This is a genomic window from Pseudomonas sp. SO81 (assembly GCF_030374125.1).
In the GTDB taxonomy this organism is placed as follows: Bacteria; Pseudomonadota; Gammaproteobacteria; order Pseudomonadales; family Pseudomonadaceae; genus Aquipseudomonas.
This window is the reverse complement of record NZ_CP126126.1, coordinates 2,860,691-2,880,821: the sequence shown is the minus strand read 5'-3', so window position 1 is coordinate 2,880,821 and position 20,131 is coordinate 2,860,691. Positions and strand designations below refer to the sequence as shown.

The window sequence follows — 20,131 nt, the reverse complement described above, 5'->3', positions numbered from 1 at the left end:
CACGCGCTTGAGAACCTAGCCCGGATGCAATCCGGGCTACCCCCTCGATTCAGCTATGCGGCGCGGGGTTGATCCGCTCTAAGACGGCATGCCGGCCAGCAGCGGCTGGCGCATGCCGAACACCAGGAAGCGCGCCAGGTCGGCCAGCGGCAGCGGCTTGCTGATCAGGTAGCCCTGCACCTGGTCGCAGCCGAACTGGCGCAGCAGGGCCAGCTGCTCGGCGTTCTCCACCCCCTCGGCCACCACCTCCAGATGGAGGTTGTGCGCCAGGTTGATCATGGCCCGCACCAGCTGGCGGTTCTCCGCGCGCTCGCCCATGCCGCCGACGAAGCTCTTGTCGATCTTCAGCAGGGTGATCGGCAGGTTGTTGAGGTGCACGAAGGACGAGAAACCGGTACCGAAGTCATCCAGCGAGAAGCGCACGCCGAGCCGGCCGAGGGCCTGCATGGTCTGCTGCACCTGCTCGCTACGGCGCATCACGGCGGTTTCGGTCAGCTCGAACTCCAGCCACTGGGCGTCCACCCCACGCTCTTCGATCAGGCGGCTGAGGGTCGACAGCAGCTGGCTGTCCTGGAACTGGCGGAACGATAGGTTGACCGCCATGTGCAGCGCCGGCAGGCCGCGCCCGCGCAGCCACTGCATGTCGCGCAGGGCGCGGGAGATCACCCAGTAGCCGAGCGGCACGATCAGCCCGCTCTCCTCGGCCAGCGGCACGAACTCGTCCGGCCCGAGCAGGCCGCGTTCGGCGTGACGCCAGCGCACCAGCGCCTCCAGACCGACGATGCGCCCGCTCTGCAGGCACAGGCGCGGCTGGTAGTGCAGCTCCAGCTCGTCGCGGCGCAGGGCGCGGCGCAGCTCGGTCTCCAGGTCGGCCATGCTGCGCGCGCCGCGGTGGATGCGTTCGTCGTACAGATGATGGGTGCAGCCCTGGGCCGCCTTGGCCTGCTGCATGGCGATATGTGCGTGCCACATCAGCGGGTCGGCGCCGGCGTCGGCGCGGGCATGGGCCAGGCCCAGGCTGCAGCCGAGCAGCAGGCTCTCGCCGTCGACCCAGTAGGGCTCGGACAGGGCCTCGGTGATGCGTTCGGCCAGGCGCTCGGCGCGGGCCGGGTCGCGGCGGGTGTCGACCAGCAGGGCGAATTCGTCGCTGCCCAGGCGCGCCAGGGCGTCACCGGCCTCCAGCTGCGCCTTGAGCCGCGCCACCACCTGCAGGATCAGGCGGTCGCCGGCCTGGTAGCCGAGGGCGTCGTTGACGTGCTTGAAGTTGTCCAGGTCCAGGTGGCCGAGGGTCAGCCCGCGCCCCTGGTATTCCGCCAGGCGCGCCGCCAGCAGGGTCTGGAAGCCCTGGCGGTTGGCGATGCCGGTCAGCGGGTCCTGCTCGGCCAGGCACTGCAGGGTGTTCTGCAGGCGCGAGCGCTCGCCGGCGTAGCGCAGGCAGCGGCGCAGCAGATCGACGCTGAGGCTGCTATGCACCAGCCAGTCGTAGACATCCGTCGGCGCCTCGGCGGGCTCCTCGTCGAGCAGCAGTACGGTGGGCAGCGAGCAACGGCCGGGGGCCGGGCGACAGGCGGGAGTGGTCAGCAGCAGGCCGCAGCCGCCGTCGTCGAACAGGCTGCTGGCGGCCTCCCAGGAGGGTGCGGTGATCAGCGGGTAGGCCCCGGCGATGACTTCGAGCCGCGCGCGCAGCAAGGACGCCCACTCCGGCCTTTCGGCGAGCAGGACCAAGCGCATGGGTTCGACGAGCGCGGACAAATGACCTCCCCAAGGCCAAGCGAGACAGACTTACCCCGTCTGCGTGCACCGTTTTTCGGCGTTCTCTTTCTGCCGTCCTGTGCAGATTTCTGCGCATCCTCCCGGAAAGGCATAGCAGCGGCAACCGGGTGCGGGTGGTACAACCGTACAGGATCTTAAAAAATAGTGACTTAGCACACAATCCTTAAGCTTTTTATGCGGAACTCGGCCCGCCCGGCGGCTGTCTGCACTCGTCCCGTCACCGCGTGGCGGCTGCTAGAATGCCGCCTCTTTTTTGCAGACCGAATGCCCTCCATGTCCCGACTCAATCCTCGGCAGCAGGAAGCCGTGAACTACGTCGGCGGCCCTCTATTGGTGCTCGCCGGCGCCGGCTCCGGCAAGACCAGCGTGATCACCCGCAAGATCGCCCACCTGGTGCAGCACTGCGGCATCCAGGCCCGCCACATCGTCGCCATGACCTTCACCAACAAGGCCGCGCGCGAGATGAAGGAGCGTGTCGGCACCCTGCTCAAGGGCGCCGAGGCCCGCGGCCTGACCGTGTCGACCTTCCACAACCTGGGCATGAACATCATCCGCAAGGAATACGCGGCGCTGGGCTACAAGCCGGGCTTCTCGATCTTCGACGACGGCGACATCAAGGCCCTGCTGACCGACATCATGCAGAAGGAATACGCCGGCGATGACGGCGCCGACGAGGTCAAGAACTACATCGACAGCTGGAAGAACGACCTGATCCTGCCGGACCAGGCGCTGGCCAACGCGCGCAACCCCAAGGAGCAGACCGCGGCCGTCGTCTACCTGCACTACCAGCGCACGCTCAAGGCGTACAACGCGGTGGACTTCAACGACCTGATCCTGCTGCCGGTGAAGCTGTTCCAGGAGCACAAGGACATCCTGGAGAAGTGGCAGAACCGCATCCGCTACCTGCTGGTGGACGAGTACCAGGACACCAACTCCAGCCAGTACCTGCTGGTGAAGCTGCTGGTGGGCATGCGCAACCAGATCACCGTGGTCGGCGACGACGACCAGTCGATCTACGCCTGGCGCGGCGCGCGCCCGGAAAACCTGATGCTGCTCAAAGAGGACTACCCCTCGCTGAAGGTGGTAATGCTGGAGCAGAACTACCGCTCCACCAGCCGCATCCTCAAGTGCGCCAACACCCTGATCGCCAACAACCCGCACGCCTTCGAGAAGCAGCTGTGGTCGGAGATGGGCATGGGCGACGAGATCCGCGTGATCCGCACGCGCAACGAAGACGCCGAGTGCGAGCGGGTGGCCCTGGAGATCCTCACCGAGCACCTGCGCACAGAGCGTCCGTACAGCGACTTCGCCATCCTCTACCGCGGCAACTACCAGGCCAAGCTGATGGAGCTGAAGCTGCAGCACCACCAGATCCCCTATCGCCTGTCCGGCGGCACCAGCTTCTTCGCCCGCCAGGAGGTGAAGGATCTGATGAGCTACTTCCGCCTGCTGGTCAACCCGGACGACGACAACGCCTACCTGCGGGTGATCAACGTGCCGCGCCGCGAGATCGGCTCCACCACTCTGGAGAAGCTCGGCAACTACGCCAGCGAGCGCAAGATCAGCATGTACACCGCCAGCGACGAGCTGGGCCTGGCCGAGCACCTGGACAGCCGCTACACCGAGCGCCTCTCCCGCTTCAAACGCTACATGGACAAGATCCGCGAGCAGTGCGCCGGCAACGACCCGATCGGCGCCATCCGCAGCATGGTGATGGACATCGACTACGAGAGCTGGCTGCGGCAGAACGCCTCCAGCGACAAGGTCGCCGAGGCGCGCATGGGCAACGTCTGGTTCCTCGTCGAGGCGTTGAAGAACACCCTGGACAAGGACGAAGACGGCGACATGACCGTCGAGGACGCCATCGGCAAGCTGGTGCTGCGCGACATGCTGGAGCGCCAGCAGGAAGAGGAAGAAGGCGCCGAGGGCGTGCAGATGATGACCATGCACGCCTCCAAGGGCCTGGAGTTCCCCTCGGTGTACATCATCGGCTTCGAGGAGGAGATTCTCCCCCACCGCTCCAGCATCGAGGCCGACACCATCGAGGAAGAGCGGCGCCTGGCCTACGTCGGCATCACCCGCGCCAAGCGCAACCTGACGCTGACCTTCGCAGCCAAGCGCAAGCAGTACGGCGAGATCATCGACTGCACGCCGAGCCGCTTCCTCGACGAACTGCCGCCCGAAGACCTGGTATGGGAAGGCCAGGAAGACACCCCGGTGGAGGTCAAGGCCGCGCGCGGCAACGACGCCCTGGCCAACATGCGCGCGATGCTCAAGCGCTGACCGCGCGCACAGTCGCCACCGGGCGGCTTGGCTAGACTGCGTGCTTCCGCCGTATCGCAAGGAAGCGCGCCGTGTCCCACCGCATGTACCTGTACAACAAGGCCGAGATCGGCAGCAGCGCGGACGCCTGCCTGCCGCTGATGGAATGGGGCTACGAGCTGCCCCTGCTGCTGCAACCGCTGTTCGCCCAGGCTCCCTGCGTCGGGCGCAACTGCTACAACGACCCGGACAGCGAGGAAGGCCTGTACGCCGAGGCCCCCGGCGGCATCGCCGCGCTACGCGCCTTCTACGACTTCATCGAGCGGCATGCCGGCGCGCTGCTGGAGAACGTCGAGGCCTTCCGCGAGGCGCGGCGCAAGATCTTCCAGCTGCTCGACGAACAGGCCGACCACGCCTGGTTCCACCTGGACGCCTGGGACGTGTTCAACATGAGCGACGCCGACAGGCGTGCCCAGGCCGAGGCGCTGCTCGGCGAGATCGATGCGGCCAACGCCTGCATCCGCGAGGCCATCGCCAACGACAATCCGCTGCTGCTCGACGCCTGCCCGGGCGTCGATGCGCCCTGGGCCGGCAGCTTTCGCACCCTGCTCAACCTGGACAGCTACGACTACGGCTGGGCGCCACTCGGCTCGCTGCTGCCGCACCAGGACGAGGACGAGCCGCAGATCTTCTGCCAGAACGACCTGTTCGGCCTGCGCGGCGCGGACGGCAAGGTACTGATCGAACCGCGCTACCAGGCCTTCTACGACTTCGACTGGGATAGCGGCCTGGCCTGCGTGCAGCAAGGCGGGCGCTTCGGCTATGTGGATCGCCAGGGCCGGGAGGTGATCGCCTGCCAGTTCGAGGATGCCTACGACTTCAGCGGCGCCCATGCGCTGATCGCCGAAGGCGGCAAGTTCGGCCTGATCGACCGCCAGGGCCGAGTCACCGTGCCCTGCCAGTTCGACGGTGGCGATCCGCTGGACCACGACGGCACCTGCTGGAGCGTGCAGCAGGGCGAGCTGTGGGGCGTGATCGACCCGACCGGCCACTGGCTGCTGCCGGCCGAGTACCGCCAGATCCAGAGCCATGGCAGCTGCTATTCCGCCAAGCCGGCGAAGGGCCCGCAGCAGCTGTTCACCAGCCGCTTTCACGCCCTCGGTGCCATCGGCCTGGACAACGTGGACATCGCCTACCTGGACGGGGCTCATAACGCCTACGTGATCCGCCGCCGCGACGGCAAGCAATGGCTATATCGCGCCGTCGACGAACTCGGCCAGCCTCTGCTGCCCGGCGAATATCAGTCGCTCAAATACCAGCATGACCTGCAAGCCTGGCTGGTGCGCGACCAGCGCCTGTACGGCCTCTACCGCCACACCGACCGGCAATGGCTGCTGCCCTGCACCCATGCCCGCCTGGTGCCCCAGGAAAACACCAGCCGCGAAGACGATGGCACCGCCTATTGCACGGTGCAGGACCAGCGCGGCTGGGGCCTGTACCGTGGCGGCGCGCGGCCCGGCTGGGTGGTCGAGCCGCGCTTCGAGCGCCTGGAGCATCTCAACCAGCGCTACTTCAATGCCTGCCTGGATGGTCGCTGGGGCATTCTGGACATCAGCGGTGAATGGCTGCGCCAGCCCCTCGACCAGGCCCGCGCCGACTGCCGCTTCGTCCGTGACGGCGCCGTGGCCCTGGTATTCCATGATGACCGCGTCTGGTCCCTGCAGGCCGATGGCGAGTGCCGGCCGCTGGCCGCCGAGCGCGCCCTGGAGATAGTCGACCGCTACGCCCAGTTCGGCCTCGACGACGTGCAGCAGGCCTGTCTGCAAGCCAGCGCCGGCGACCTCTGGCAGGCGCTGGACTGCCACCGCCGTGGTCTGGCCGCCTACGAGGCCGAGGATTACGCCACGGCCCGTCCGCTGCTGCTGCGTGCCGTCGAACTGGGCAACGACGATGCCCTCAACGACCTGGGCTGCCTGCTGCGGAACGCCGACCGGGATGACCGCGGCGCCCTCGCCTACTTCCAGCGCGCCTGCGACGCCGGCTCGGCGCTGGCCGCGCGCAACCTGGGCTACTGCTACCAGCACGGCCAGGGCGCCGAGCCGGACCTGGTCAAGGCCCGCGACTATTTCCTGCTGGCCACCGAGCGCGGCCATCGCCCGGCGCACCTGGAGCTGGCCGCACTGCTGCTCGACCACCAGCCGACGCTGGGCGACCTCGACCTGACCCTGGAGCACTATCTGGCGGCCTGGCGCCATGGCGACAAGGACGAGAGCGCCAGCTGCCTGGGCTGGCTGTACGAGCAGCGCGAGGACTATGCCCAGGCCCAGCGCTACTACCTGCATGCGGTCGCCCATGGCGACGCCTACGCCGACTGGCGGCTGGGCCGCCAGCATCGATACGGTCTGGGCATGCCGGCCAATCCGCGCAAGGCGCTGGAGTACCTGCGCCGCGCCAGCGAGCAGGAATGCGAGAACGCCTATCTGGACCTGGCCGAGCTGCTGCTGGACGAGGAAGCCACGCAAGAGGAAGGCCTGGGCTGGCTGCAGAAGGCGGTGGACGCCGAAGTGGCCGGCGCGCGCGAGCTGGCTGAGCAGTTGCTGAAACAGCGCAATGGCTCGGGGCTGCTGGGGCGTCTACTCGGCCGTCTGCGACAATAGGCCGCAGAGAGCAGACATGAAAAAGCCGCCCGTAGGCGGCTTTTTTGTCGCTGTCGCAGCCTTACAGGCCGGACATCTTCTGGATCGCGCCTTTCAGCTCGTCGTCCGAGCAGGTGGCGCAGGTGCCTTTCGGCGGCATCGCGTTGATGCCGGAGATGGCCTTGGCCAGCAGGCCGTCGAGACCACCTTCCTTGTCGGCGCGGGCCTTCCAGGCGGCGGTGTCGCCGACTTTCGGCGCGCCCAGCACGCCAGCGCTGTGGCAGGCGCCACAGTGGGCGGCGATCACGTCGTCGGGCGACTTGGCGCCACCGCCGGCGGACACGGCTACGGCGCCGACGCCCTTGCATTCTTCACCCTGGATGCAGACCTCGCCGACCGGCTTGATGCGCTCGGCGATCTCGTCGTTGGTCGCAGCCTGAGCGCTCACTGCCCACAGGGCCAATACGGCAGCTTGGGCCGCCAGCATTTTCTTGATCAGGTTCACGGTACACCCTCATTGGCTAGACACGCTCGCGGCCACGGTTTCGCGAGCGGGCGCAGTATAACGGTTAGGCCTGTCGGCCGGAACAACCCAACTTGTCGCAGGGGCATTGCCCCCGCCCTTTTAGAAGTTAGCCGGGGTCGTCGCACTGATCAGGCGAGCCGGCCTGTCGAACGGATTACGGAAGCGGTGCGGCTTGGTGCTGTCGAAGTAGTAGCTGTCGCCCGGCTCGAGGACAAATACCTCGGCGCCGACGGTCAGTTCGAGACGCCCGTCCACCAGCATGCCGGCCTCTTCGCCGTCGTGGTTGAGCATTTCCTCACCGGTGTCGGTACCCGGCGGGTAGATCTCGTCGAGGAAGGTGATGGTCCGATTGGGATGCGCCTTGCCGATCAGCTTCATCGTCACGGCACCGCTGGAAAGGTCGGTCAGTTCGTTGGCCCGGTACACCACCTGGGTGTGGCTGTCCTGCTCCATATCCAGGGAGAAGAACTCCACCAGCGACATGGGAATCCCGCCGAGCACCTTCTTCAACGAGCTGATCGAGGGGCTCACGCTGTTCTTCTCGATCATCGAAATGGTGCTGTTGGTGACGCCCGCACGCTTGGCGAGTTCACGCTGGGAAAGGCCTTTGAGTTTGCGGATAGATTGCAGTCGAACACCGACGTCCAATGCGGGGGTCCTCCTTGGGAGCAAGGCATATGGGTGGCCGTATCATGGCGCCAGTGTTCAGTATTTACAACACTGACGCCGCAATTGCTCCGCCGCCCGGCCGCTAGCCCCCGGAATAGAGCCTCGGTACCCGCTTGAGATTGCAGAACAGCTGGTACGGAATGCTGCCGCAACCGTAGGCCACGGCGCTGGCCGAGACGTTGCGGCCCCACAATTCGACCCGACTGCCGAGGCCGGCGCCGGGCAGATCGGTGAGGTCGACGGTGAGCATGTCCATCGATACCCGGCCGATCAGGCGGGTGGCCTGGCCGTCGACCATGACCGGCGTACCGGTCGCCGCATGCCGCGGGTAGCCATCGGCATAGCCCATGGCGACCACGCCGACGCGAGTCGGCCGTTCGCTGACGAAACGCGCGCCGTAGCCCACCGGCTCGCCGGCCGGCAGCTCGCGCACGCTGATGATCTTCGACTCCAGGGTCATCACCGGCTTGAGTCGCGCGGCCTGAGCCTGCTCCTGTTCGAATGGGGTGGCGCCATAGAGCATGATGCCGGGGCGCACCCAGTCGCTGGGAATGCTCGGCCAGCCGAGAATGGCCGGCGAGTTGCGCAGGCTGATCTCCGCCTGCAGGCCGCCACGGGCCTCATGGAACAGGGCCAGCTGCTCGGCGCTGCGCGGGCTGTCCAGCTCGTCGGCGCGGGCGAAATGGCTCATCAGCACGATCTTCTCGACCTTGCCGCTGGCCAGCAGGCGCGCGTGGGCGTCGCGGTACTCGGCCGGGTGCAGGCCGACCCGGTGCATGCCCGAGTCGACCTTCAGCCACACCTGCAGCGGTCGCGCCAGGCGCGCCCGTTCGATGGCCTCGACCTGCCAGGCCGAGTGCACCACGCACCACAGCTGGTGCTGGTCGATCAGGCTCAGCTCGCTCTCCTCGAAGAAGCCCTCGAGCAGCAGGATCGGCTTGCGGATGCCGGCGTAGCGCAGTTCCAGCGCCTCCTCGATGCAGGCCACGGCGAAGCCGTCGGCCTCCGCCTCCAACGCCGCCGCGCAGCGCGTGGCGCCGTGGCCGTAGGCGTCGGCCTTGACCACCGCCAGGGCTTTCGCCCCGCTGATCTCGCGGGCGAGACGGTAGTTGTGACGCAGGGCTTCGAGGTCGATCAGGGCACGGGCGGGACGCATGACGGCTACTTCGTTCGGTTAAAAAAAGCCCGGCGGGGGTGCCGGGCGAAAGGGATGTTCAGTTTTGTGCGGCGACGACCATCATCTCCACCAGCACGCGCGGGTCGTACAGCTTGCCCTCGACGCAGGCGCGGGCCGGAGCGGCGCCTTCGGCGACCCAGGCGTCCCACACCTGGTTGAGCCCGGCGTAGTCGGCGGCCATGTCCTTGAGGTAGATGGTCACCGAGAGGATCTTCGACTTGTCGCTGCCGGCCTCGGCCAGGGCGCTGTCGATGTTGGCCAGGGTCTGGCGGGTCTGCTCAGCGATGTCGCCGCTGTAGTCGTCGGCCAGCTGGCCCGCCAGGTAGACGGTGCCGTTGTGGATGACGATGTCGCTGTAGCGTTTCTCAATGCGCAGGCGCTGGATGGACATGCTTGTGGGTCTCCTTGGTGTTGCCGTAGCGGGAAACATCCAGGCCTTCTGCGCTGATCTGCGGGCGCTTCTTCGCCATCAGGTCGGCGAGCAGGCGACCGGAGCCGCAGGCCATGGTCCAGCCAAGGGTACCGTGTCCGGTGTTGAGGAACAGGTTGCGATAGGCGGTGCCGCCCACGATCGGCGTGCCGTCCGGGGTGGCCGGGCGCAGGCCGGTCCAGAAGGTCGCCTGGCTGACGTCGCCGCCCTGGGGATACAGATCGTTGGTGATCATCTCCAGGGTCGCACGGCGCGCGGGATTGAGGCTCAGGTCGAAGCCGGCGATCTCGGCCATGCCGCCCACGCGGATGCGGTTGTCGAAACGGGTGATGGCGACCTTGTAGGTCTCGTCGAGGATGGTCGAGGACGGCGCCATGTCCGGGTTGCTGATCGGCACGGTCAGCGAGTAGCCCTTGAGCGGGTAGACCGGCGCCTTGATGCCCAGCGGCTTGAGCAGCTGCGGGCTGTAACTGCCGAGGGCGAGCACGTAGCGGTCGGCGGTCTCCAGCTTGCCGTCGATCCACACGCCGTTGATGCGGTCGCCGGCATGGTCGAGGCGCTCGATGTTGCAGCCGAAGCGGAATTCCACGCCCAGGGCCTTGGCCATGTCCGCCAGCTTGGTGGTGAACATCTGGCAGTCGCCGGTCTGGTCGTTGGGCAGGCGCAGGGCACCGGCCAGCTTGTCGGTGACGCCGGCCAGGGCCGGTTCGACGCGGGCGATGCCGGCGCGGTCGAGCAGCTCGTAGGGCACGCCGGACTGCTGCAGCACGGCGATGTCCTTGGCCGCGTTGTCGAGCTGGGCCTGAGTGCGGAACAGCTGAGTGGTGCCGAGCTGACGGCCTTCGTAGCCGATGCCGGTCTCGGCACGCAGCTCGTCGAGGCAATCGCGGCTGTACTCGGACAGGCGCACCATGCGCTCCTTGTTCACCGCATAACGGGCAGCGGTGCAGTTGCGCAGCATCTGCGCCATCCACAGGTACTGATCGATATCGGCGGTGGCCTTGATCGCCAGCGGCGCGTGCTTCTGCAGTAGCCACTTGATCGCCTTCAGCGGCACGCCCGGGGCGGCCCAGGGCGAGGCGTAGCCGGGGGAGACCTGGCCGGCGTTGGCGAAGCTGGTTTCCAGGGCCGGGCCATTCTGGCGGTCGACCACCACCACTTCGAAGCCGGCGCGGGCCAGATAGTAGGCGCTGGCGGTACCAATCACACCGCTGCCAAGAACCAGAACGCGCATTGAGGCCTCCATCAGGCGTTTGTTTTGCTGAGCGTTATGGCCGGCAGTATAGGAAGGCTTGAGTAGCGATAATCACTGTTTATCAAGCGGCATTTGGCGTTAGCTCGCGGCGCAGAGCACTATTACAGGAAGCCACTCAGGCGATATGGCTGGACTTGCGCCACACTGCCAGTGAATTATCGCGTTCTGTTATTCCACACACGCCGACCGGAGTCCGCCATGCGTACCCAGCACCAGAGCCGCCGCGAACTGGACAAGATCGACCGCAACATCCTGCGCATCCTCCAGGAGGACGGCCGCATCAGCTTCACCGAGCTGGGCGAGCGGGTCGGCCTGTCCACCACGCCCTGCACCGAGCGCGTGCGTCGCCTGGAGCGCGAGGGGATCATCATGGGCTACCACGCCCGCCTCAATCCGCAGCAGCTCAAGGCCAGCCTGCTGGTGTTCGTCGAGATCAGCCTGGACTACAAGTCCGGCGACACCTTCGAGGACTTCCGCCGCGCCGTGCTCAAGCTGCCCCACGTGCTGGAGTGCCACCTGGTCAGCGGCGACTTCGACTACCTGGTGAAGGCGCGCATCAACGAGATGGCCAGCTACCGCAAGCTGCTCGGCGACATCCTGCTCAAGCTGCCGCATGTGCGCGAATCCAAGTCCTATATCGTCATGGAAGAGGTGAAGGAGTCGCTGACCCTGCCGGTGCCCGACTGACGCGGCGGGAAAACAGTTTTTCCCGCGCCCCTCTTGGCGAGTCGCGCGGGGCGCGCTTATCCTGCGTCAAATTTTAACAACACATCACTCAGGATTTCGCACATGAACGCCCGCGTTCACCAGCCGCAGCAGCCAGCCGTGCACAGCGACCAGCACGCATCCTCCTACTACGCCGCCACTGCCAACCTGCAGCTGGCCTATCCGCCGCTGGCGGGTGAGGAGCTGGCCGATGTGTGCATTGTCGGTGGCGGGTTCTCCGGCCTCAACACCGCCATCGAGCTGGCCCAGAAGGGCTTCTCGGTGGTGCTGCTGGAGGCGCGCCAGGTCGGCTGGGGCGCCAGCGGGCGCAACGGCGGCCAGCTGATCCGCGGTGTCGGCCACGGCGTCGAGCAGTTCGAGTCGGTGATCGGCCAGGACGGCGTGCGCAGCCTGAAGCTGATGGGCCTGGAGGCGGTGGAGATCGTCCGCCGCCGGGTCGAGCAGTTCAACATCGCCTGCGATCTGACCTGGGGCTACTGCGACCTGGCCAACAAGCCGGCGCACCTAGAAGGCTTCGCCGAGGACAAGGCCGAGCTGGAAAGCCTCGGCTACCGCCACGAGCTGCGCCTGCTGCAGCCCGAGCAAATGCATCAGGTGGTCGGCTCCGACCGCTACGCCGGCGGCATGATCGACATGGGTTCCGGCCACCTGCACCCGCTCAACCTGGCCCTGGGTGAAGCGGCCGCCGCCGCCTCGCTCGGCGTGAAGCTGTTCGAGCATTCGCCGGTCACCCGTATCGACTACGGCCCGCAGGTGACGGTGCACACCGCCAGCGGCCGGGTGCGCGCCAAGACCCTGGTGCTGGCCTGCAACGCCTACCTCAACGGCCTCAACGACAAGATCGGCGGCAAGGTGCTGCCGGCCGGCAGCTACGTGATCGCCACCGAGCCGCTGTCCCCGGCCCAGGCACGCAGCCTGATCCCGCAGAACATGGCCCTGTGCGACCAGCGCGTGACGGTGGACTACTTCCGCCTGTCCGCCGACAATCGCCTGCTGTTCGGCGGCGCCTGCCATTATTCGGGCCGCGATCCGGCGGATATCGCCGCTTACATGCGACCGAAGATGCTGCAGGTGTTCCCGCACCTGAAGGACGTGAGGATCGACTACCAGTGGGGCGGCATGATCGGCATCGGCGCCAACCGCCTGCCGCAGATTGGCCGGCTCAAGGACCAGCCCAACGTGTTCTACGCCCAGGCCTACGCCGGCCACGGCGTGAACGCCACCCACCTGGCCGGCAAGCTGCTGGCCGAGGCCATCGGCGGCCAGCAGGGCGGCGGCTTCGAGCTGTTCAACCAGGTACCGCACATGACCTTCCCCGGCGGCAAGCATCTGCGCTCGCCGCTGCTGGCGCTGGGCATGGCCTGGTATCGCCTCAAGGAGGCGGTGGGGCTGGTCTGATCCAGGCCCGCGTCAGACGCGAGCGAGCCTTCGCGAGCAGAGCTCGCCCCTACACAACCCACCGAGCGCAGCCCATACCCGCTGGGTTGTCGCTGCGCTTGAGCGGAATGCGCCCGGCGCTTAGCGCAGCAGCCGCCAGAACGGCCGGGTCGCCTCGGCCCGCGCCTGTTCGGCGGTGAGGCCGATGTCCTTGAGCTGCTCGGCGTCCAGCTCCAGCAGCGCCTGGCGGGTCCTCAGGCGCCGGTGCAGCAGTTGCCAACGCCGCCCCAACTCACGCAGCGGCAGGCGTTCGCCACATTCGCGCCGCTCCTGCAGCGCCACATACAGATCTCCGAACTCGCGCATGGTCAGCCCTCCGTTCCAGGCCTTCTCCCTTGGGTGACCATGATGACGGCGACCATACAGCCAATACAGATTCACAAATAATCTATTAAGTCCATACAGATCGCTCGACTGCGCGGCTGAATGGTCTATTCTGCCGTCATCTGTATTGCTCGCCTCAAACCAAGGCAAGGCATCTGTCATGACGCTCTATCTCAACCTGGCCGAGCTGCTCGGCACCCGCATCGAACAGGGCCTGTACCGCCCCGGCGACCGCCTGCCCTCGGTACGCGCCCTCAGCCAGGAGCACGGCGTCAGCCTGAGCACCGTGCAGCAGGCCTACCGCCAGCTGGAGGACGACGGCCTGGTGGAGCCACGGCCGAAGTCCGGCTACTTCGTGCCGCCGAGCAGACAGAAGCCGGCGCTGCCGATGGTAAGCCGTACAGCGCAGCGTCCGGTGGAGGTGTCGCAGTGGGACCAGGTGCTGGAGCTGGTCAGCACCCCGCCCTATGGCGACGTGATCCAGCTCGGCCGCGGCATTCCCGATATCGGCGCGCCGACCCTCAAGCCGCTGCTGCGCAGTCTGTCGCGCCTGAGCCGGCGCCAGGGCCTGAAGGAGCTGAGCTACGGCTGCGTGGAGGGAGACATCGGCTTGCGCGAACAGGTCGCGCGCCTGGTGCTGGATTCCGGCTGCCAGATCCCGGCCGAGGACATCGTCATTACCACCGGCTGCCACGAGGCGCTGTCCACCGCGATCCGCGCCATCTGCCAGCCCGGCGACATAGTCGCGGTGGACTCGCCGAGCTTCCACGGCGTGATGCAGGCGCTCAAGGGCTTCGGTCTCAAGGCCCTGGAGCTGCCCACCGACCCGCTCACCGGGATCAGCCTGGAAGCCCTGGAAATGGCCCTGGAGCAGTGGCCGATCAAGGCCATCCAGCTCACCCCGACCTGCAACAACCCGCTCGGCTACATCATGCCGGAGGCCAACAAGCGCGCCCTGCTGGAGCTGGCCCAGCGCTACGACGTGGCGATCATCGAGGACGACATCTACGGCGAGCTGGCCTACAAGTATCCGCGCCCGCGCAGCATCAAGTCATTCGACGAGGACGGCCGCGTGCTGCTCTGCAGCTCCTTCTCCAAGACCCTGGCGCCAGGCCTGCGCATCGGCTGGATCGCGCCCGGCCGCTACCTGCAGCGGGTGCTGCACATGAAGTACATGAGCACCGGCATGAGCGCCCAGCTGCCGCAGCTGGCGCTGGCCGAGTTCATAGCGGCCGGCCAGTACGAGCCGCACCTGCGGCGCATGCGCGCCCAGTACGCGCGCGGCCGCGAGCTGATGACGGCCTGGGTCAGCCAGTATTTCCCGCCCGGCACCCGGGTCAGCCAGCCCCAGGGCGGCTTCATGCTGTGGGTGGAGATGCCCCAGGGCTTCGACAGCCAGCGCCTCAACCGCCTGCTGGCGCCGCACAAGGTGCAGGTGGCGCCGGGCAGCATCTTTTCCGCCGCCGGCAAGTACCGCAGCTGCCTGCGCATGAACTTCGCCAACGTGCAGTCCGCCGGCATGGAGCAGGCCGTGCGCCGGGTGGGCGAGACGGTGGCGCAACTGCTCGGTGAACATTCAGCCTGAATCTTTACGCAGCGGCAGGCGTCCCAAGTAAACGGAGCGACGCTTACGCGGAGGCCGCATCTTGCGCCATGCCCTGTTGCTCGGCCTGCTGCTCGCCCTGGGCGCCTGCGGCAGTGCCGTTCCCATCCAGCCCAGCCAGACGCTGTCACCGGTCGAATCCGCCTTCGGCCGCCAGCTGCAGCAGCTCGCCGGCCGGCACGAGGGCCAGTCCGGCTTCCGCCTGTTGCCGGCCAGCGACGAGGCCTTCGCCGCCCGCGCCGAGCTGATCCGCGCGGCCCGCGGCAGCTTGGACCTGCAGTACTACATCGTCCACGACGGCCTCAGCACCCGCACCCTGTTCGACGAGCTGCTCAGCGCCGCCGACCGTGGCGTGCGCGTGCGCCTGCTGCTGGACGACACCAGCAGCGACGGCCGCGACTACGAGATCGCCCTGCTCGCCGCCCACCCCAATATCCAGGTGCGGGTGTTCAATCCGCTGCACCTGGGCCGCTCCACCGGCGTCACCCGCCTGCTCGGCCGCGCGCTCAATCTCGGCCAGCAGCACCGGCGCATGCACAACAAGCTATGGCTGGCCGATGGCAGCGCGGCCATCGTCGGCGGGCGCAACCTGGGCGACGAGTACTTCGATGCCGAGCCCAGCCGCAACTTCACCGACATCGATCTGCTGGCCGTAGGCCCGGTGGCCGAACAGCTGGGACAGAGCTTCGACCAGTACTGGAACAGCGCGCTGAGCAAGCCGATCCAGCAGTTCCTGCGCTGGGCACCGGACCAGCGCGACCTGGCCCGAGCCCGCCAGCGCCTGCGCGGCTATCTGGCCACGGCGCGGGTCGAGCAGAAGGCCTTGTCTGATCGTCTGCAGGCCTACCGCGAGGAGCCCCGGCTGCAGCACTGGCTCGGCGAGCTGATCTGGGCGCCGGGCTGGGCCCTGTGGGACGCCCCGGCCAAGGTGCTGGCCAACGGCGAACCGGATCCGCAGCTGCTGCTGGCCAGCCAGCTGGAGCCCAAGCTGGCCGCCATCGAGCACGAGCTGATCCTGGTTTCCGCCTACTTCGTGCCGGCCGAAGACGGCATGCGCTACCTCACCGGCCACGCCGACGCCGGAGTGAGCATCCGCCTGCTGACCAACTCGCTGGAAGCCACCGACGTGCCGGCCGTGCATGGCGGCTACGCGCCCTATCGGCGCGAGCTGCTGGAGCACGGCGTGCGCCTGTTCGAGCTGCGCCGCCAGCCCGACGGCAGCGGCTCCGGCGGCAGCGGGCCGTACAGCTTCAGCGGCGCCTCCGACTCCAGCCTGCACAGCAAGGCGATCGTCCTCGACGGCCGCTACAGCTTCGTCGGCTCACTGAACTTCGACCCGCGCTCGCTGCTGTGGAACACCGAGGTCGGCGTGCTGGTGGACAGCCCCCAGCTCAGCGAGCACGTGCGCCGTCTGGCCCTGGAAGGCATGCAGCCGGCGCTCAGCTACGAGGTGCGCCTACGTGACGGTCAGCCGGTGTGGCTGACCGAGGACGACGGTCAGCCGCGCGAGCTGGCGGAGGAACCCGGCGGCGCCTGGCGCCATTTCAACGCCTGGTTCGCCGATCTGATCGGCCTCGAACGCATGCTCTGAGCGGCCTAGCCGCGCCCTTCCGCCGGCGGCGCGAGGAAGGCCGTGCGCCGCCAGGCCAGTGCCACGAACACCAGCGCACCCACGGCCATCAGCATCGGCAGCGCATGGCCGCTCAGCCACTGGCTGGCCGCGCCGGTGGACAGCGGCCCGAGCAGGCAACCGACACCCCACAGCAGGGCGATGTGCGAGTTGGCGCGCACCAGCGCGTCGTCGCGGTAGAACTGCCCGACCAGGATCAGCGACAGGGTGTAGAGCCCGCCGGCGGCGGCGCCGAACAACACCAGCAGCGGCCAGATCAGCGGCGTGTGCAGCAGGAACGGAATGGCCAGGCTGGACAGCAGCAGGCCCACGCCACAGGCGCGGAACAGCAGGCCGCGCGAAACCCGGTCGGCGAGCAGGCCGATCGGCAGCTGCAGCAGCGCATCACCGACCACCACCACGCTGGCCATCAGCAATGCAGTTTCCTGGGCGAAGCCCTCGCGCAGCAGATAGATCGGCAGCAGCGTCAGCACCATCGCCTCGAAGGCGGCGAACAGCACCACGGCCCAGGCAATCGCCGGCAGGCGCCGACAGAACGCCAGCAGGCCGCGGCCCGAGACGCTGTGCGCATCGACCCTGGGCGCCCCGCCATGGCCGAACAGCACCAGGCTGCCGCCGACCAGCAGGCAGGCCGAGAGCCAGAAGCCCAGGTCGCTGGCGCTGCCGATCACGCTCAGCGCCAGCGGCCCGGCCAGCTGGCTGAGGGCGAAGCCGGTGCCGTACAGCGCCACCAGACGGCCACGCAGGTGTTCCTCGACCAGCTGGTTGATCCAACTCTCGCCCAGTACGAAGACCACGGTCAGGGAAATCCCGATCAGCAGGCGCAGCAGCAGCCACAGCGGGTAGTACGGCAGCACGGCCAGCAGCCCAACCGAGACGGCGCTGGCCAGCAGGCACAGACGCAGGGTCAGCGACGTGCCGAACCAGCCGGCCAGGCGCCCGGTCAGGCGCGCGCCGAGCAGCACGCCGATGGCCGGCATGCCCGCCATCACCCCGATGGCGAACGGCCCGTAGCCCCAGCCCTCCAGGCGCAGCGAGACCAACGGCAGGGTCACACCCAGGGCCAGGCCGACGATGATCACCGCCGACGTGACGGCGAAATAGGTACCCCAACGCATAGCCATGTCCTTGTCATTTGGCCGTGCCGAAAAGCACAACGGCCAGGCTTCCTAAGAAACCCGGCCGCAGGTGTGGCTCGCGAGAGCCGGCCCCGAGGGGCGGACCTTTCAAAACAGAACTACCGGCCTGCCCTTACGAGCCAGCACCGGCAAAGATCTTCTGGGCTATGGCCAGACAAGGCGCCCCGCAGCTTTTAAGCGCAGCGTACTGCAGTACGTGAGCATTAAAAGCGAGGACGCAACGCCGTATGGCCGACGACCAGGAGATCGTCCCGCTCTCGTTACAGCTTGATCCAGGTCGACTTGATCTCGGTGTACTTGTCGAAGGCATGCAGCGACTTGTCGCGGCCGTTGCCAGACTGCTTGAAGCCGCCGAACGGCGCGGTCATGTCGCCCATGTCGTACTGGTTGATCCACACGCTGCCGGCACGCAGGGCCTTGCCGACCAGATGCGCCTTGGACAGGTTGCTGGTCCACACGCCGGCGGCCAGGCCGTAGATGGTGTCGTTGGCGATGGCCACGGCTTCCTCGGTGGTGTCGAAACCGATCACCGACAGTACCGGGCCGAAGATCTCTTCCTTGGCGATGCGCATGGCGTTGGTCACGCCGTCGAACACGGTCGGCTCGACGTAGGTGCCGCCGGTCTCTTCCAGCACGCGCTTGCCACCGGCCACCAGCTTGGCGCCGTCGTCGTGACCGGCCTGGATGTAGCTCAGCACGTTGTTCATCTGGGTGGTATCGACAAGGGCACCGACGTTGGTCGCCGGGTCCAGCGGGTTGCCCGGCTTCCACGCCTTGATCGCCTCGACCACCATGGGCACGAACTTGTCCTTGATCGAGTTCTCCACCAGCAGGCGCGAGCCGGCGGTGCAGACTTCGCCCTGGTTGAAGGCGATGGCACCGGCGGCGCCCTCGGCGGCGGCCTGCAGATCAGGCGCGTCGGCGAAGACGATGTTCGGGCTCTTGCCACCGGCCTCCAGCCAGACGCGCTTCATGTTCGATTCGCCGGCGTAGACCATCAGCTGCTTGGCGATCTTGGTCGAACCGGTGAACACCAGGGTGTCGACGTCCATATGCAGGGCGAGCGCTTTACCGACTGTGTGGCCGAAGCCCGGCAGCACGTTGAACACGCCGGCCGGGATACCGGCCTCGATGGCCAGCTGGGCGATGCGGATACCGGTCAGCGGCGACTTCTCGGACGGCTTGAGGATGATCGAGTTGCCGGTGGACAGGGCCGGGCCCAGCTTCCAGCAGGTCATCAGCAGAGGGAAGTTCCACGGCACGATGGCGGCGACCACGCCGACCGGCTCGCGGGTGACCAGGCCCAGCTCGTCATGGGCGGTGGCGGCCACTTCGTCGTAGATCTTGTCGATCGCCTCGCCGCTCCAGCGGATGGCGCGGGACGCGGCCGGCACGTCGACGTTCAGCGAGTCGCTGATCGGTTTGCCCATGTCGAGGGTTTCCAGCAGGGCCAGCTCCTCGGCGTGGGCGTCGATCAGGTCGGCGAAGCGGATCATGATCTCCTTGCGCTTGACCGGCGCTAGGCGCGACCACACGCCGGACTCGAAGGTGGCGCGGGCATCCTTGACCGCCAGCTCGGCGTCGGCGGCGTCACAGCTGGCCACCAGGCCGAGCAGGCGGCCATCGACCGGGCTGATGCACTCGAAGGTATCAGCGGCAGCAGCCTCGGTGTATTCGCCGTGGATGAAGGCGCGACCTTCGATCTTCAGGTTCTTGGCGCGCTGTTCCCAGTCGGCACGGGTCAGGGTGGTCATGCGAGGATCCTCGGGTGGAAGCGTGTCGCAAATCGACAACACGCACTGTCAATTATTCTGCCAGGCCGATTGCCGGCCTTTATGCAGGCAACACTAAACCAGAGCGCCCAGCCTTTTCAATATTTTTGACACGCAGGACGCAAACGCCTTGAAATGTTCGCTTTATCAAACATAGACTCCAGCCATTCGCGCCTCCCAACAATAGGAACCGCCATGAACATCGAGCAGATCGTCGACTTCGCCACGGCCACCAGCGCGCCGCAACACTACCGCCCCGCCGCCGAGAAGATCCTCAAGGGCGATCCCGAGCAGAGCGTGCGCAACCACTACGATAGCCCCTGCGGCCAGTTCAACGTGGGCATCTGGGAAGGTGCCGTCGGCCAGTGGACGTTCAACTACACCGAGCACGAGTACTGCGAGATCCTCCAGGGCGTGTCGGTGATCCGCGACCAGGACGGCAACGCCAAGACCGTGCGTGCCGGCGACCGCTTCGTCATCCCGGCCGGTCTCAAGGGCACCTGGGAAGTGCTGGAGCACTGCCGCAAGGTCTACGTGATCTTCGAGGCCAAGGCCTGAAGTTCGCCCAAGGCCATGCTGCGCGTCGGCCATACCGCGTTGAAAGCAGCCTCGGGCTGCTCATTTACAGCTCGTAAACTCCGCGCCCTCGGCCGCTTTCGCCTTGTCTGGCTCTGGCTCGCATAACCTTGAACGAACTTTGAATACCGCTTGATCCTGCGACACCCTGTTAGCCCGCACCCCCTGCGGGCTTTTTTTCGCCCGCACTTTTCGC

The 20,131-nt window shown here is 67.1% G+C and carries 16 protein-coding genes; 7 read left to right on the top strand and 9 right to left on the bottom strand.

The features are described 5' to 3' along the window. Positions 1–78: 78 nt before the first annotated feature. Entirely contained in the window at positions 79–1,752 is a 1,674-nt protein-coding gene (locus OH686_RS13410) for a putative bifunctional diguanylate cyclase/phosphodiesterase (protein ID WP_289533178.1), read from the bottom strand. A gap of 294 nt (positions 1,753–2,046) precedes the next feature. On the opposite strand from OH686_RS13410, the gene rep reads away from it, so the two are divergent. Then, positions 2,047–4,056 (top strand): DNA helicase Rep, encoded by a 2,010-nt coding sequence (gene rep, locus OH686_RS13405; protein WP_289533177.1) that lies wholly within the window; start codon positions 2,047–2,049, stop codon positions 4,054–4,056. Positions 4,057–4,127: 71 nt separating this feature from the next. Beyond that, positions 4,128–6,692, top strand: a complete 2,565-nt coding sequence (locus OH686_RS13400; RefSeq protein WP_289533175.1) for an SEL1-like repeat protein — start codon at positions 4,128–4,130, stop codon at positions 6,690–6,692. Between the two features lie 61 nt (positions 6,693–6,753). Here the strand turns inward: OH686_RS13400 and OH686_RS13395 are convergent, their stop codons facing one another. The 5 genes from OH686_RS13395 to dadA all read right to left on the bottom strand — a co-directional run bounded on the left by OH686_RS13395 (position 6,754) and on the right by dadA (position 10,707). Next, the gene (locus OH686_RS13395) at positions 6,754–7,176 is read right to left on the bottom strand and encodes a c-type cytochrome (RefSeq protein WP_289533174.1); all 423 of its coding nucleotides are present in this window, start codon (positions 7,174–7,176) and stop codon (positions 6,754–6,756) included. A 120-nt stretch (positions 7,177–7,296) separates the two neighbouring features. Then, positions 7,297–7,845, bottom strand: a complete 549-nt coding sequence (locus OH686_RS13390; RefSeq protein WP_137974609.1) for a cupin domain-containing protein — start codon at positions 7,843–7,845, stop codon at positions 7,297–7,299. A gap of 103 nt (positions 7,846–7,948) precedes the next feature. Then, positions 7,949–9,022, bottom strand: coding sequence for an alanine racemase (alr, locus tag OH686_RS13385; RefSeq protein ID WP_289533171.1), 1,074 nt, complete (start codon positions 9,020–9,022; stop codon positions 7,949–7,951). Positions 9,023–9,080: 58 nt separating this feature from the next. Continuing rightward, positions 9,081–9,434, bottom strand: a complete 354-nt coding sequence (locus OH686_RS13380) for a RidA family protein (protein WP_137974607.1) — start codon at positions 9,432–9,434, stop codon at positions 9,081–9,083. Next, on the bottom strand, positions 9,409–10,707 hold the full coding sequence (dadA, locus tag OH686_RS13375; protein ID WP_289533170.1) for a D-amino acid dehydrogenase: 1,299 nt from the start codon (positions 10,705–10,707) through the stop codon (positions 9,409–9,411). The genes OH686_RS13380 and dadA overlap by 26 nt, the downstream gene beginning before the upstream one ends. Before the next feature lie 219 nt (positions 10,708–10,926). Here dadA and dadR point away from each other — a divergent pair, with 219 nt between their 5' ends. Together dadR and OH686_RS13365 are read left to right on the top strand one after the other, a co-directional pair. Beyond that, positions 10,927–11,415 carry a transcriptional regulator DadR gene (dadR, locus tag OH686_RS13370; RefSeq protein ID WP_137974605.1) on the top strand — a complete coding sequence of 163 codons (489 nt, stop codon included), beginning with the start codon at positions 10,927–10,929 and terminating at the stop codon, positions 11,413–11,415. A 102-nt stretch (positions 11,416–11,517) separates the two neighbouring features. Then, positions 11,518–12,852 (top strand): NAD(P)/FAD-dependent oxidoreductase, encoded by a 1,335-nt coding sequence (locus tag OH686_RS13365; RefSeq protein WP_289533169.1) that lies wholly within the window; start codon positions 11,518–11,520, stop codon positions 12,850–12,852. Between the two features lie 120 nt (positions 12,853–12,972). Here OH686_RS13365 and OH686_RS13360 read toward each other — a convergent pair whose 3' ends face one another. Next, complete coding sequence (locus tag OH686_RS13360; protein ID WP_289533167.1) at positions 12,973–13,197, bottom strand: DUF1127 domain-containing protein; 225 nt, start codon at positions 13,195–13,197, stop codon at positions 12,973–12,975. Between the two features lie 178 nt (positions 13,198–13,375). On the opposite strand from OH686_RS13360, the gene OH686_RS13355 reads away from it, so the two are divergent. Both OH686_RS13355 and OH686_RS13350 read left to right on the top strand, forming a co-directional pair. Beyond that, complete coding sequence (locus tag OH686_RS13355) at positions 13,376–14,800, top strand: aminotransferase-like domain-containing protein (RefSeq protein WP_289533165.1); 1,425 nt, start codon at positions 13,376–13,378, stop codon at positions 14,798–14,800. A gap of 58 nt (positions 14,801–14,858) precedes the next feature. Continuing rightward, on the top strand, positions 14,859–16,409 hold the full coding sequence (locus OH686_RS13350) for a phospholipase D family protein (protein WP_502942811.1): 1,551 nt from the start codon (positions 14,859–14,861) through the stop codon (positions 16,407–16,409). A 5-nt stretch (positions 16,410–16,414) separates the two neighbouring features. Here the strand turns inward: OH686_RS13350 and OH686_RS13345 are convergent, their stop codons facing one another. After that, the gene (locus OH686_RS13345) at positions 16,415–17,566 is read right to left on the bottom strand and encodes an MFS transporter (RefSeq protein WP_289533163.1); all 1,152 of its coding nucleotides are present in this window, start codon (positions 17,564–17,566) and stop codon (positions 16,415–16,417) included. Positions 17,567–17,847: 281 nt separating this feature from the next. After that, positions 17,848–19,341: an aldehyde dehydrogenase gene (locus OH686_RS13340; RefSeq protein ID WP_289533161.1), complete on the bottom strand. Its 1,494-nt coding sequence runs from the start codon at positions 19,339–19,341 to the stop codon at positions 17,848–17,850. A 213-nt stretch (positions 19,342–19,554) separates the two neighbouring features. Between OH686_RS13340 and OH686_RS13335 the strand changes: the two genes are divergently transcribed. Further along, on the top strand, positions 19,555–19,917 hold the full coding sequence (locus OH686_RS13335) for a cupin domain-containing protein (RefSeq protein ID WP_137974599.1): 363 nt from the start codon (positions 19,555–19,557) through the stop codon (positions 19,915–19,917). Positions 19,918–20,131: the final 214 nt, after the last annotated feature.